Annotated in this window: 16 protein-coding genes; 11 read left to right on the forward strand and 5 right to left on the reverse strand. The window is 69.8% G+C overall.

What is annotated here, in order from left to right:
- Nucleotides 1-23 precede the first annotated feature (23 nt).
- The 6 genes from KFLA_RS04650 (at nucleotide 24) to KFLA_RS04675 (ending at nucleotide 4,200) form a co-directional block, all read left to right on the forward strand.
- The gene (locus KFLA_RS04650) at nucleotides 24-509 is read left to right on the forward strand and encodes a MarR family winged helix-turn-helix transcriptional regulator (protein WP_012918606.1); all 486 of its coding nucleotides are present in this window, start codon (nucleotides 24-26) and stop codon (nucleotides 507-509) included.
- A gap of 37 nt (nucleotides 510-546) precedes the next feature.
- A complete protein-coding gene (locus KFLA_RS04655; protein WP_237706730.1) occupies nucleotides 547-1,782 on the forward strand; it encodes a glycoside hydrolase family 3 N-terminal domain-containing protein in 1,236 nt (411 codons plus the stop codon).
- Nucleotides 1,779-2,126, forward strand: a complete 348-nt coding sequence (locus tag KFLA_RS04660) for a YidH family protein (RefSeq protein ID WP_012918608.1) — start codon at nucleotides 1,779-1,781, stop codon at nucleotides 2,124-2,126. The genes KFLA_RS04655 and KFLA_RS04660 overlap by 4 nt, the downstream gene beginning before the upstream one ends.
- Nucleotides 2,123-2,428: a DUF202 domain-containing protein gene (locus tag KFLA_RS04665; protein WP_012918609.1), complete on the forward strand. Its 306-nt coding sequence runs from the start codon at nucleotides 2,123-2,125 to the stop codon at nucleotides 2,426-2,428. Before KFLA_RS04660 ends, KFLA_RS04665 begins: the two co-directional genes overlap by 4 nt.
- A gap of 138 nt (nucleotides 2,429-2,566) precedes the next feature.
- Nucleotides 2,567-3,199: a DUF47 domain-containing protein gene (locus KFLA_RS04670; RefSeq protein WP_012918610.1), complete on the forward strand. Its 633-nt coding sequence runs from the start codon at nucleotides 2,567-2,569 to the stop codon at nucleotides 3,197-3,199.
- Nucleotides 3,200-3,201: 2 nt separating this feature from the next.
- Nucleotides 3,202-4,200 carry an inorganic phosphate transporter gene (locus tag KFLA_RS04675; protein ID WP_012918611.1) on the forward strand — a complete coding sequence of 333 codons (999 nt, stop codon included), beginning with the start codon at nucleotides 3,202-3,204 and terminating at the stop codon, nucleotides 4,198-4,200.
- A 1-nt stretch (nucleotide 4,201) separates the two neighbouring features.
- Here KFLA_RS04675 and KFLA_RS04680 read toward each other — a convergent pair whose 3' ends face one another.
- Together KFLA_RS04680 and KFLA_RS04685 are read right to left on the reverse strand one after the other, a co-directional pair.
- Nucleotides 4,202-4,741, reverse strand: a complete 540-nt coding sequence (locus tag KFLA_RS04680) for a hypothetical protein (RefSeq protein WP_237706731.1) — start codon at nucleotides 4,739-4,741, stop codon at nucleotides 4,202-4,204.
- Nucleotides 4,742-4,894: 153 nt separating this feature from the next.
- Nucleotides 4,895-5,647 carry a lysophospholipid acyltransferase family protein gene (locus KFLA_RS04685; RefSeq protein WP_012918613.1) on the reverse strand — a complete coding sequence of 251 codons (753 nt, stop codon included), beginning with the start codon at nucleotides 5,645-5,647 and terminating at the stop codon, nucleotides 4,895-4,897.
- A gap of 333 nt (nucleotides 5,648-5,980) precedes the next feature.
- Here KFLA_RS04685 and thiC point away from each other — a divergent pair, with 333 nt between their 5' ends.
- The 4 genes from thiC to KFLA_RS04705 all read left to right on the forward strand — a co-directional run bounded on the left by thiC (nucleotide 5,981) and on the right by KFLA_RS04705 (nucleotide 9,983).
- Complete coding sequence (thiC, locus tag KFLA_RS04690) at nucleotides 5,981-7,618, forward strand: phosphomethylpyrimidine synthase ThiC (protein ID WP_012918614.1); 1,638 nt, start codon at nucleotides 5,981-5,983, stop codon at nucleotides 7,616-7,618.
- 60 nt (nucleotides 7,619-7,678) lie between these two features.
- Complete coding sequence (locus KFLA_RS04695; protein WP_202797082.1) at nucleotides 7,679-8,647, forward strand: WD40 repeat domain-containing protein; 969 nt, start codon at nucleotides 7,679-7,681, stop codon at nucleotides 8,645-8,647.
- A gap of 185 nt (nucleotides 8,648-8,832) precedes the next feature.
- A complete protein-coding gene (locus KFLA_RS04700) occupies nucleotides 8,833-9,432 on the forward strand; it encodes a helix-turn-helix domain-containing protein (protein ID WP_012918616.1) in 600 nt (199 codons plus the stop codon).
- The gene (locus tag KFLA_RS04705; RefSeq protein ID WP_012918617.1) at nucleotides 9,429-9,983 is read left to right on the forward strand and encodes a hypothetical protein; all 555 of its coding nucleotides are present in this window, start codon (nucleotides 9,429-9,431) and stop codon (nucleotides 9,981-9,983) included. Before KFLA_RS04700 ends, KFLA_RS04705 begins: the two co-directional genes overlap by 4 nt.
- Before the next feature lie 37 nt (nucleotides 9,984-10,020).
- Here the strand turns inward: KFLA_RS04705 and KFLA_RS04710 are convergent, their stop codons facing one another.
- Both KFLA_RS04710 and KFLA_RS04715 read right to left on the reverse strand, forming a co-directional pair.
- On the reverse strand, nucleotides 10,021-10,680 hold the full coding sequence (locus KFLA_RS04710; protein ID WP_012918618.1) for an RDD family protein: 660 nt from the start codon (nucleotides 10,678-10,680) through the stop codon (nucleotides 10,021-10,023).
- 121 nt (nucleotides 10,681-10,801) lie between these two features.
- Nucleotides 10,802-11,527 carry an RDD family protein gene (locus KFLA_RS04715; RefSeq protein WP_012918619.1) on the reverse strand — a complete coding sequence of 242 codons (726 nt, stop codon included), beginning with the start codon at nucleotides 11,525-11,527 and terminating at the stop codon, nucleotides 10,802-10,804.
- Between the two features lie 121 nt (nucleotides 11,528-11,648).
- Between KFLA_RS04715 and KFLA_RS04720 the strand changes: the two genes are divergently transcribed.
- Entirely contained in the window at nucleotides 11,649-12,092 is a 444-nt protein-coding gene (locus KFLA_RS04720) for a DUF2752 domain-containing protein (protein ID WP_148256548.1), read from the forward strand.
- A 72-nt stretch (nucleotides 12,093-12,164) separates the two neighbouring features.
- On the opposite strand, the gene pstB is transcribed toward KFLA_RS04720, so the two are convergent.
- A complete protein-coding gene (gene pstB, locus KFLA_RS04725; RefSeq protein ID WP_012918621.1) occupies nucleotides 12,165-12,941 on the reverse strand; it encodes a phosphate ABC transporter ATP-binding protein PstB in 777 nt (258 codons plus the stop codon).
- Nucleotides 12,942-12,961 lie beyond the last annotated feature (20 nt).

Raw genomic sequence — 12,961 nt, forward strand, 5'->3', positions numbered from 1 at the left:
CCTGAGGTGGTTACGCTGCGGACATGGCGGAACCCCGGTGGCTGGACGAGAAAGAGCAGCAGGCCTGGCGTGCGTTCATCGCCGCCCAGCGGGTGGTCAACGGCCGGATCGAGCAACAGCTGCAGCGTGACGCCGGCATGCCGCACACGTACTTCGAGATCCTCGTCCGGCTCTCCGAAGCGCCTGAGGGGCGGCTGCGGATGAGCGAGCTGGCCGTCTCCACCCTGGGTTCACGCAGCAGGCTCTCGCACGCGGTGAACAGGCTGGAGAAGGTCGGTTGGGTCCGTCGCGAGGGGATCGAGTCCGACCGGCGTGGTCAGGTCGCGATCCTCACCGAGGCCGGACTGCAGAAACTGAAGGAGACCGCGCCCGGTCACGTCGAGACGGTCCGCGCTGCGGTCTTCGACGCGCTCAGCGACGACCAGGTCGAGCAGCTGCACGACATCTGCGCGACCCTGGCCCGGCACTCCGGGGGTACCTACGACAGCGCCGCCTGGGAGTCCCGCTGACACCGGCCGGTCGCCGCAGTCGGTAAGAATGACGTCGATGAAGACCTTCCCAGGCGTAGCCGTTGTCGCCGCCACAGCACTGCTTCTCGCCGGTTGCAGCAGCGGTGGCTCGCCGACGGCCGGTCCCAGCACCGTTCCCTCCTCCACCGTGCCGCTGTCGCCGTCGGACCCGCCGCCGGCCACGGACACGCCGAGCCGGTCGCCCAGTCAGACTCCGAGTACGCCGCCGAACGTGGGCTGCCTGGAGCAGAAGCTGGCCGGCCTGACGCTGCGTGAGCGAGCGGCTCAGCTGATCATGACCGGCATCGCCTCCACCGGCATGACCTCTGCCGAGCGGTCCGTGGTCCGTGAGCGCAAGCCAGGCGGTGTCCTGCTGATGGGCAGCGGCGGCAGCCTCGACCACACCCGCTCCGAGATGGCCGCCGTCAGGTCCGCGGCCACCATCGACGGGATCCAGCCGTTCGTGGCCGCCGACCAGGAGGGTGGCAAGATCCAGCGTCTGAAGGGCTCCGGCTTCGACCGCATCCCGGCCGCGACCGAGCAGGCCACCTGGACCCCGCAGAAGCTCACCGCGGAGGCGACCACCTGGGGCCGGCAGCTCAAGCGCGCCGGGGTCAACGTCGACCTGGCGCCGGTCGCGGACGTCGTACCGGAGTCGTTGGGCGACGACAACGCGCCGATCGGGGCGCTCGACCGCGGCTACGGCAGTACGCCGGACGCCGTCGGACCGCACGTCGCCGCGTTCATCCGCGGCATGGACGCGGCCGGGGTGATGACCTCGGTCAAGCACTTCCCGGGACTGGGCCGGGTGCGGGGCAACACCGACTTCTCCGCCGGGGTGGTGGACACCGTCACCGTGCGCGGCGATGCCGACCTCGGGCCGTTCGCGGCCGGGATCGAGGCCGGCAGCGACATGGTGATGATCTCCACCGTCACCTACACCGAGATCGATCCCGACAACCGCGCGGTGTTCTCACCGATCGTCATCCAGGGCATGCTGCGCCGCGAGCTGCGGTTCGGCGGCGTGGTGATCACCGACGACGTCGGCGCGGCGGCCGAGGTGGCCTCGGTGCCGGCGGGGGAGCGCGCCACCCGGTTCATCGGCGCCGGTGGTGACGTGGTGATCACCGCCAGGGCGGGACTCACCGGCACGATGATCGACGCGGTGGTCCGCAAGGCCCAGCGGGACAAGGCGTTCGCGGCGCAGGTGGAGGCCAGCGTGCGCCGCGTGCTCGTGCTCAAGCAGAACCGTGGCCTGATGGACTGCGGATGACCGAGCCGGACGGCGCCGCCCACGAGCCCGACTACCGCTTCACCCTGGCCAACGAACGCACGTACCTGGCTTACCTGCGGACATCACTGGCCTGTTATGCCGGTGGTCTGTCCGCCGTCCAGTTCCTCGACCTCGGACCGGACCGCTGGCCGGCCAGGATCATCGGCATCGTGCTGGTCGGGGCCGGGTTGGTCACCACGGCAGGCGCCTTCCACCGCTGGCAGCGCAACCTCCAGGCGATGCGACGCGACCAGCCGTTGCCGGTCACCAGGCTGCCCTTGATGCTCGGGGCAACCATCGCGGTGGTGGGAGCGATCGGCCTGCTGTTCACCCTGTGGCGATGACCCGCGATCCCGGCCTGCAGCCCGAACGGACCCTGCTCGCCTGGCGCCGCACCTCGCTCGGCCTGGTCGCCAACGGTGTCCTGCTGCTCGCTTCCGGTCACGGTACGTCGTCGGTAAGGTTCGGGCTGGGCGTCGTCGTCATCGTGCTGGCGCTGGTCTGCTGGGCCGCCGTGAGCGCGGTGTACCGCCGGACGGCACTGGAGAAGCCAGGCTTCCTGGGCCACGACGGGGTGCTGCGAGCCGCCGCCGGCCTCGTCCTGCTGGTGGGGCTGTTCGACCTGTACGCCGTCGTCACGCGCTGACACCGTCTGGTCACGGATTGGTCGCATCCGGGCAATGTGTTCACAATCTCGCGGTACCGTGCCCTTGCGGATGCGAGCTCAGCGGTCCGTTGCCCCTAGCATGTTCACGGTTTGTCCCTCGTTCATCCGGAGCTTGAAGTGCCGTTACGTCTGCGTCCGAACGACCCGACGTTCTACGACCTTTTCACCGAGTCCGCCAACCACCTCGTCGCCGGGGCCCGCATCCTCGCCGAGCTGCTCGGCAGTACGGCGGGCAGCGGGCTGTCCGCCAGCCACCAGATCGCCGCGCAGATGAAGGACGCCGAGCACGCGGCGGACGAGACCACCCACTCGATCATCCGGCGGGTGAACTCGACCTTCGTCACGCCGTTCGACCGGGAGGACATCTACCGTCTCGCGTCCGACCTGGACGACGTGATGGACTTCATGGAGGAGGCCGTCGACGCCGTCCACCTGTTCAACCTGGACTCGCTGCCGACGGAGGTGGCCGAGCAGATCGAGGTGCTGCAGCGGATGGCCGCGCTGACGGCCGAGACGATGCCGCGGCTGCGCACGATGAAGGACCTCGCCGAGTACTGGATCGAGGTCAACCGGCTGGAGAACACCGGTGACGCGGTGCACCGGCGGATCATCGCCAAGCTGTTCAGCGGCGAGTTCGACGCGCTGACGGTGATGAAGGTGAAGACCGTGATCGACCTGCTGGAGGACGCGGTCGACGCGTTCGAGCACGTCGCCAACACGGTCGAGCAGATCGCCGTCAAGGAGAGCTGAGCGTGGAGCTCGCGCTCGTCGTCGCGGTCATCGCGATCGCGTTGATCTTCGACTACACCAACGGCTTCCACGACGCCGCCAACGCGATCGCGACCTCGGTCTCGACCCGCGCACTGACGCCACGGGTCGCGCTGGTGATGGCCGCGGTGATGAACTTCGTCGGCGCGTTCCTCGGCACCGAGGTGGCCGAGACCGTCGGCAAGGGCATCATCAACACCCCGGCCGGCGAGCACGGCCTGGTGATCGTGCTGTCCGCCCTGGTCGGCGCCATCACCTGGAACCTGATCACCTGGTACTTCGGTCTGCCCAGCTCGTCGTCGCACGCGCTGATCGGCGGCCTGGTCGGCGCCGGCCTGGCGTCGGCCAGCACCGTGCTGTGGTCCGGCATCGTGGACAAGGTCGTCATCCCGATGATGATCTCGCCCGCGGTCGGCTTCCTCGGCGCGTTCCTGGTGATGACCGCGATCCTGTGGATCTTCCGGCGCAGCAACCCGGGCAAGACCACCCGTGGCTTCCGGCTGGCCCAGTCGCTGTCGGCCGCGGCGATGGCGCTCGGCCACGGTCTGCAGGACGCCCAGAAGACGATGGGCGTGATCTTCCTCGCCCTGCTCACCACCGGCCACGTGCAACCCGGTGACGAGATCCCGATCTGGGTCAAGGTGGCCGCCGCGACCGCGATCTCGCTGGGCACGTACTCCGGCGGCTGGCGGATCATGCGGACCCTGGGCCGCCGCATCATCCACCTCGACCCGGCCCGCGGCTTCGCCTCCGAAGCGGTTGCGGCCACGGTGCTCTACGTGATGGCGATCGGCCTGCACGCGCCGGTCTCGACCACCCACACGATCACCTCCGCGGTGATGGGCGCGGGCGCCACCAAGCGACTCTCGGCGGTCCGCTGGGGCGTCGCGAAGGGCATCGTGCTCGCCTGGATCGTGACCATCCCGGCCGCGGGTGCCGTCGCCGCCGTCTGCTACGCCGTGGCCCACCTGATCCTGGAGTAGGTCAGCGGTTCCAGCGGCGGACGGCCTTGGCGACGTCCTTCGTGCGCAGCGTCGCCAGGCAGGTGTCCCAGCTCGCGAACAGCTTGTCGCCGAGCAGGCCGAGGCTGAGAAACGCCCGCGGCCGGACCGCCATCACCCAGGTCGCCGCGGCGGCATGGCCCTGGGTCCGCAGCAACCGGTTCGCGGTGGCGTCGATCTGCTGTCTGGCCTCCGCCTGCGGCCCGGTCTCCGGCAGTCCCCGGGTGGCCCAGCGGCGCAGGATCTCCGGGTCCTCGGCGGTCATCTGGGCCAGGTAGGTCAGCGGTCCCTTGCGCAGCCCGCCGCGGCGGCCGATGCTGTCCAGGCTCTCCAGCGGGAACCAGCCGTTGGGGCAGCGCCGCCCGTTCACCGCGGCCTCGATCTCGCGGGCCTGCTCGGGGCGCAGGTCCTGGGTCGCCCAGGACAGGAAGAACACCCCCGCATCGGGAATCTCCTCCGCCACGTGCGCCGGGATCTTCAGCCGCCCCGGCTCGAAGAGATGCAACTCCTCGGTTTCCACCACCACGAGAACCTTCCCCGACCCACCAGAGACCGTCAGCCGGCGTCCCCGCCCAGGAGCCGTCGACCGTCGTCGAGAGGGACCCCCCAGGTCCGGCACGACAATCAAGGGTCTTGTTACTCCGGCGCCGGGCCCGGGTCAAGGTCTGGGGCAGGCTCAGCGCTCGCGGTGCTTGGCGCGGCGCCGGCTCAGCTCCTCCTGGTCGAGCCGTTCCGCTTCCTCCGGCGTCGGGGCCCCACCGCCGTACGACGCGGGCAGCCACCAGGCGCCGGGCGGCTGCTCGGGATACGCCCGGATGGTCTCGTCGAGCATGCCGGCCATCGTGGTGCGCAGGTGCTCGGTCGCCTCGCCGGCGTCGTCCTGCCGGGTCACCGTGATCGGCGTGCCGACCGTGATCGAGATGTCGCGGTGCCGGGAGAAGTCGCGCGGGTGGTCCTTGGTCAGCATCCGCTGGGTGCCCCACAGGATCATCGGGATCACCGGCACCCCGGCCGCGGCCGCCATCCGCACGGTGCCGGACTTGAACTCCTTCAGCTCGAACGACCGGGAGATCGTCGCCTCCGGGAACACCCCGACCAGCTCGCCCTCGCCGAGGTAGCGCAGCGCCTCCCGGTACGACGCGGCGCCGGCGCCCCGGTCGACGGGGATGTGGTGCATGCCGCGCATCAGTGGGCCGGAGATGCGGTTGCGGAACAGCACGTCCTTGGCCATGAAGCGGACCAGCCGCTTGCTCGGCTGGGCGCCGAAGCCGCCGATCACGAAGTCGACGTAGCTGATGTGGTTCAGCGCGATCACCGCGCCGCCGGTCCGTGGCACGTTCTCGGTGCCGACCAGCCGGAACCTCACGTCGAGCACCTTGAACGCCGTCTTCGCGATCCCGACCACCGGCGGGTAGACAATGTCACGCATTCCTCGACGCTACCGGCTCCGGACCGCCGGCACTCACCAACCCCGCCGCCGGCGCCCGACTCGCCGCCGCCGCGCCCTGCCGAGCGGCGTCGCCGTCGGTTGTCGAGTGCTGGAGGTTCGACCGCCACGCGGGATCCAGTACACAGCGCCGGCGCGGTGGCTATCGTGGGCGGTGGCAAAGTTGAGATCGCGGGAGCTCGCGCCGTAGCGGGCTGAGAGGGTGGCTGGACTGCGCACCCCTGGCGACCGGGCGACCGGTACGACCAGGCTGGGCGAACCGGTGCCGCCGACCGCCGAACCTGTCCGGGTAATTCCGGCGTAGGGAGCAGCATCGTGACAACCATCGGCAACAGTGCCCTGCCCGCCGTCCGTCCGAGTGTCACCACCGGACCGATCTCGGGATCGCAGAAGATCTACCGGGGCGACCTGCGCGTCCCGGCCCGCCGGGTGAACCTGACCAACGGCGAGCATTTCGACCTCTACGACACCTCCGGCCCGTACACCGACGCGGCCGCGGCGATCGACGTCCAGACCGGGCTGCCGGCGATCCGCCGGGACTGGGTCGCCGGCCGCGCGCCGCTGACCCAGCTCGCGCACGCGCGGGCCGGCACGATCACCGAGGAGATGCGCTACATCGCGGTCCGCGAAGGCGTCGAGCCGGAGTTCGTGCGCGACGAGGTGGCCCGCGGCCGGGCGGTGATCCCGGCCAACCACCGGCACCCGGAGTCCGAGCCGATGATCATCGGCAAGAAGTTCCTGGTGAAGGTGAACGCGAACATCGGCAACTCGGCCGTCACCAGCTCGATCGAGCAAGAGGTCGAGAAGCTGGTCTGGGCGACCCGCTGGGGCGCGGACACGGTGATGGACCTGTCCACCGGCAAGAACATCCACGAGACCCGCGAGTGGATCCTGCGCAACTCGCCGGTGCCGATCGGCACGGTGCCGCTCTACCAGGCGCTGGAGAAGGTGAAGGGTGATCCGGCCGAGCTGTCCTGGGAGGTCTACCGCGACACCGTGATCGAGCAGTGCGAGCAGGGCGTCGACTACATGACCGTGCACGCCGGGGTGCTGCTGCGGTACGTGCCGCTGACCGCCCGCCGGGTGACCGGCATCGTGTCGCGGGGTGGCTCGATCATGGCGGCCTGGTGCCTCGCGCACCACCAGGAGTCCTTCCTGTACACGCACTTCGCCGAGCTCTGCGAGATCCTGCGCGAGTACGACGTGACCTTCTCGCTGGGCGACGGGTTGCGCCCGGGCAGCATCGCCGACGCCAACGACGCGGCGCAGTTCGCCGAGCTGCGCACGCTGGGGGAGCTGACGAAGATCGCCTGGCAGCACGACGTGCAGGTGATGATCGAGGGGCCCGGTCACGTGCCGATGCACAAGATCGCCGAGAACGTGCGGCTCGAGGAGGAGCTGTGCGGGGAGGCGCCGTTCTACACGTTGGGGCCGCTGGCCACCGACGTCGCCCCGGCGTACGACCACATCACCAGTGCGATCGGCGCGGCGCAGATCGGCTGGCTCGGCACGGCGATGCTGTGTTACGTCACCCCGAAGGAGCACCTCGGGCTACCGGACCGCGACGACGTGAAGACCGGGGTGATCACGTACAAGATCGCCGCCCACGCCGCGGACCTGGCCAAGGGTCATCCCGGCGCGCAGGACTGGGACGACGCACTGTCCACGGCCCGGTTCGAGTTTCGCTGGGAGGACCAGTTCAACCTCTCGCTGGACCCGGACACCGCCCGCTCGTACCACGACGAGACGCTGCCCGCCGAGCCGGCCAAGACCGCCCACTTCTGCTCGATGTGCGGCCCGAAGTTCTGCTCGATGCGGATCACCGCCGACATCCGCGAGTACGCCGAGCAGCACGGCCTGACCTCCACCGAGGCGATCGAGGCCGGGCTCGCCGAGATGTCCGAGACGTTCAAGGACAACGACAGCAAGCTCTACCTTCCGGTCGTCGACTGACAAAAAGGCGCCCCGGGCAACCACCCGGGGCGCCGTGGTCAGGGCATGATGGTGGTCATCATGTTGCTGGAGACAAGTGGTGTGGTGCGGTCGCTCAGCTGGCACGGCGACGCGCTGGTGGACGTCGTCGGAGGCGGCCGCCGGTGGGCCGCGGACGGGACCGAGCACCGGGCCGAGGTGAGCTGGGGATCGCTGCTCGACCGGGCCGTCAGCCACCGGCGGTACGCCGTGCTGTACGTCGAGCGCGGGACCAAGGCGGTGCTGGTGAAGGACGGGAAGCTCCTGCGCGAGCTCAACCGCAGCTACTACCTGGCCGAGGCCTACGACTACCCGGTGGCTCTCGGGACGTTGCCCGACGGGCTGGACGTGATCGCGCACTGCCCCGACCGGTACAACGTGCTGGAGATCGAGGAGCTCGAGTCCGGCCGCCGGATCACCACGGGAGATCGGGATCCGGCCGACGTGTTCCACTCCCAGCTGCAGTTCAGCCCGGACGGGCGGAGATTGCTGTCGGTCGGGTGGATGTGGCATCCGGTCGGGGTCGCCCACGTGTTCGACGTCGAGCGGGCGGTCGTCGTACCGGCGGCGCTCGACGGCGAAGGACTGTTGCCCCTGGCGACAGGCCGGGACGCGGACATCGTCTCGGCCTGCTGGCTCGACGCGGATCGGCTGGCTGTCGCAGCCGGCGACGACGTATGGGGCGGCGAGCAGGGCGCGGTACTCGGCCCGCAGCAGCTCGGCATCTGGTCGTTCGCCGAGTCGGCCTGGGTGCATCGGCACTCCAGTGACCGCCCGCTGGGTGCGTTGCTTGGCCGCGGCAACAGACTCGTGTCGCTGTCCGGCCATCCCCGGGCACTGTCGGCGGAGACCGGCGAGCTGCTGGTCGAGTGGCCCGAGGTCCGGGTCCCGGAGCGCCGGACCAGCTACGGCCGGACGGACGAACCGTCGCCGGTGGCGGCGCTGCATCCCGACGGCCGGCGGCTCGCGGTGGCGGGTGCGGGCGGCATCCACCTGCTGCTGGTTCCTTGACTCCGCGTGAAGACCGACGGTGAGTCGGCGGGCGGAGCAGGCCGGATTGAGCGGAGAATTGGGGAATCGGCGAGTTCGCGGGGTGATCACTGTCGGTGATCGGGTGAACCGATTCAGGTTTTTTCCTTCACTCTACGTGAATAAGACTGTAGCCTTAATCTGCGTTGGGAAGGAGGTGCAGGGCGGTGGTCTTCGTTCTCACGGTAGATCAGTGGGCCAGCCGGAGCACGAGGGATCTCGTACCCGAGCTGCTGAACACGCTGAACCGGCGACCGCGCCGGACCGGCCTGTTGCGGAAGTTCGAGCGGACCGCGGGCGACGAGGTGCAGGGGGTGCTCTCGGAGGCCCGGGCAACGGTCGACGTCATCGTGCACCTGATCCGCGCGGACTGCTGGCACGTCGGTCTGGGCATCGGTGCGGTCGACGAACCGCTGCCGCGCAGTACGCGGGCGGGCAGCGGCTCGGCGTTCGTCAACGCGCGGGAGGCGGTCAACCGCGCCAAGTCGAGCCCGCACCACGTGAACGTCGTCGGCGACGACCCGCATGCCGCCGAGCAGGTGGAGAGCGTGCTCTGGCTGATGGCGTCCGTACTGCGACGCCGTAGCGAGCGGGGCTGGGCCGTCGCGGACCTGCTCGCGGAAGGGCTGACCCGCCGCGAGATCGGCGTGAAGCTCGGGATCAGCCAGTCGGCGGTCACCCAGCGGGCGCAGGCGGCCGGGTTCGCCGAGGAGCAGCGCGGCCGGGTTCTGGCGGCGGAGCTGCTGGAGCGAGGTGCCGCTGCATGACGGCGGCTGTCCTCGCGCTGACCACACTCGGGCTGATCCTCGCCGTGGTGGCCTTCGCGCTTCCGGCCGGCCGGACCAGCGAGATCGTCTGCAGCGGCGTGATGCTGGCCTGCCTGGTGGCCGACGGGATCATCCTGCTGTACGGCAACGGCGTCTCCGGCTGGCGACAAGAGTGGTGGAACACGCTGCTCCTGCTCTCCGGCGGCCTCGCGGTGACCGGTGGCGGTCCGCTGACGACGTCCGTGCTGTCGCTGGTGGACCGCGGCAACACCCGCGCGCAGTCGACCCAGAAGGCGGGCGAGGTCCTGCGCGGCGGCGCGCTGATCGGTGCGCTGGAACGCGGCGCGATCTACGGCTCGCTGGTGGCCGGCTGGCCGGAGGGCATCGCCGTCGTGCTCGCGATCAAGGGCCTCGCGCGCTACCCGGAGCTCCGCAGCCCGGACCAACCGGCCTCGGTGACCCCGCAGGCGGTGGCCGAACGCTTCATCATCGGCACCTTCACCAGCGTGCTCTGGGCGATCACGTGCGCCGGGCTGCTGCTGTCCCGCTGAGCCGTCAGGCCCAGCGGGGACGGCGACGGCAGCCCGCTCAGACCTTGATGACGATGTCGCCGGCGACCTTGTCGTGCCAGGTCTGCGACTTGTCGTCCCACAACGGCCAGAGCACGTTGAGGAAGCAGAAGTTGTTGAAGATCACGGCGCAGACCTCCCGGCCGAGCGTGCGTCCCATCCCGATCAGCTCACCGGTCTCCGGCGAGACGACCTTGAGCCCGACGACCTTCTTGCCCAGCGACTGGCCGGTCCGGCCCTGCCGGATGACCCGGTTCCAGATCTGCACGGCGAACGCCGCCAGGTAGGCGACCACCAGCGCCGCAGTGCCGCCGCTGCTCATCGTCTCCATGCTGCCGCTGACCGCGACGGCGACGACCACGCCGGCCAGGATCACAACGATCGCCAGCAGCGAGTCCAGGATCGAGGCGACCACGCGGGATCCCCAGCCGGCCAGCTCGCCCGGCGGCGCGTAGTTGAAGCCGTAGCCACCGCCTGCGGCGTACGGGTTGTAGCCCGGCTGGGACGGGTTGTACTGCGGGCCGTAGCCGCCGGGCTGGTTGGGGTACGCCGGCTGATTCGGGAAGCCCGGCTGGTCGGGGTACGCCGGCTGGTTCGGGAAAGCCGGCTGGTTCGGCTGGCCGGGATAGGGCGGCTGGTCCTGCGGGCGGCTGTTCGGGTCGAAGGGAGGGGTGCTCACGCGAGGTCCTTTCTGGGGCGGTCCGGGCGCAAGTATGGCGGACCCGTCGGCGTGACGTGCACAACGACGGACGCCGTGGCCTGAAACGGCCACGGCGTCCGGGGGTGAAGCGGGGGCGACGTCAGAGCTTGACGACGTAGGTGCTGTTGATCTTGTCCGAGAAGGTCTGCTTCTTCTCGTCCCACAGCGGCCACAGGTAGCCCAGGTAGCAGGGCAGGCTGTCGAGGATGTGGCAGATCTCGCGCAGGAACGCCTTGCCGGCGCCGACCGTCTGGCCGCTGTCCGCACCGACCAGCTTGAGGCCGAGCGCCTTCTTGCCCCAGCTCTGGCCGGTCTTGCCCTGCTGGATGATCCGGTTGTAGATCCACAGACCGAGCGCGACCAAGATGAGCAGGTAGCCGACGATCCTCAACCCGGAGTTGTCGGTGGCCGTCAGCGTGCTGCCGATCCAGTTCGGCACCGCGACGATCAGGCCGTCGATCAGGAACGCGCCGACCCGGACCGGCCAGGTGGCGAGCTCGCCGCCGGGGTTGCCGTAGCCGTAGCCGGCGTACGGCTGCTGGCCGTAGGGCGTCGCGCCCGACTGCGGGTACGACGGGTAGGAGGAACCGCCCGGCTGACCCGGGGCCTGCCCGTACTGGCCGGGCTGACCCGGCTGGCCCGGGTACGCGCCGGGCTGCTGCCCGTACTGCCCGGGCTCGTCGTACTGACCGGGCTGCTGGCCGTACTGACCCGGCTGCTGTCCGTACTGGCCCGGCTGCCCGTACTGGTCCGGCGTCTGGTCCGGTCCGCCCGACTGGTTCGGGTTCTGCGGGTCGTAACCCGGTGGTGGCGTCGGAGTGCTCACGACGATCCCTTCTGATCTTCGTTGAGGAGTCATTGCAGGCTAGCGATTCTGGAGCTCACCGGCCACGTACCGCTCCGGAGAGTCCGGATCACGGTCACCCGGAACGGTTTACCGTGGATCCATGCATCCGGCACACCCTAGAGGCAACGAGCCCCGGCCCGCCATGCCGGAGCCGCTGGACCGTCGGGTGCGGGGGCTGGCAGCGGTGCTGGCCGGTGGTGCGGTGCTTGCCGGGGTCAACGGACTCTCGGGCGGCCGGATCGGTCTGCCGTGCCCGTTCCAGCTGGCGACCGGGCTGAACTGCCCGTTCTGTGGAACGACGCGGATGGCTGCCGCCCTGCTGGAGGGCGACGTGGCCCGTGCCTGGCCGTACAACCCACCCATGTTCGTGGTGCTCCCGGTCGTCACGCTGCTCGTCGGATACATGCTGCTGGCATGGACGCTGGAGCGGCTCGGCTGGTTCCGTCTGCCCCGGCCGCGTCCCGGCGCCCGGATCCAGCAGGTGGTGCCGCCGGCGTTCCTGGCCGTGATGGCGCTGTACGGCGTACTGCGCAATCTGGTCTAGAACGCCTGCCGGACAAGGGAAGACGCCGCGGGCGCATCGTTGCCCACGGCGTCTTCCGGGTGGCGGGGAGGATCAGCCGAAGCGGCCGGTGATGTAGTCCTCGGTCGCCTTCTCGTTCGGGTTGGAGAAGATCTGCTTGGTCGGGCCCATCTCGATCAGCCGGCCCGGCTTGCCGGTCGCGGCCAGGTTGAAGAAGGCGGTCTGGTCGGAGACCCGGGCCGCCTGCTGCATGTTGTGGGTGACGATCACGACGGTGAACCTGTTCTTGAGCTGCTCGATCAGGTCCTCGATCGCCAGCGTGGAGATCGGGTCCAGCGCCGAGCACGGCTCGTCCATCAGGATCACCTCGGGCTCGACCGCGATCGCCCGGGCGATGCACAGCCGCTGCTGCTGACCACCCGACAGGCCCGCGCCCGGCTTGTCCAGGCGGTCCTTCACCTCGTTCCACAGGTTGGCCCCGTGCAGCGACCGCTCGACCACTTCGGTCAGCTTCTTGCGGTCCTTGACCCCGTTCAGCTTCAGCCCGGACGCGACGTTGTCGAAGATCGACATGGTCGGGAACGGGTTCGGCCGCTGGAACACCATGCCGACCACCCGGCGGACCGCGACCGGGTCGATGCCGGAGGCGTACAGGTCCTGCTGGTCCAGCATCACCTTGCCCTCGACCCGGGCGCCGGGGATCACCTCGTGCATCCGGTTCAGCGTCCGCAGGTAGGTGGACTTGCCGCAGCCGGACGGACCGATGAACGCGGTGACCGAGCGCGGCTCGATCGTCATCGAGACGTCCTCCACCGCCTTGAAGTCGCCGTAGTAGACGTTGAGGCCGCTGACCTCGATGCGCTTCGCCATATCGACTCAGAACCTCTCTG

Source organism: Kribbella flavida DSM 17836, from assembly GCF_000024345.1.
GTDB lineage: Bacteria > Actinomycetota > Actinomycetes > Propionibacteriales > Kribbellaceae > Kribbella > Kribbella flavida.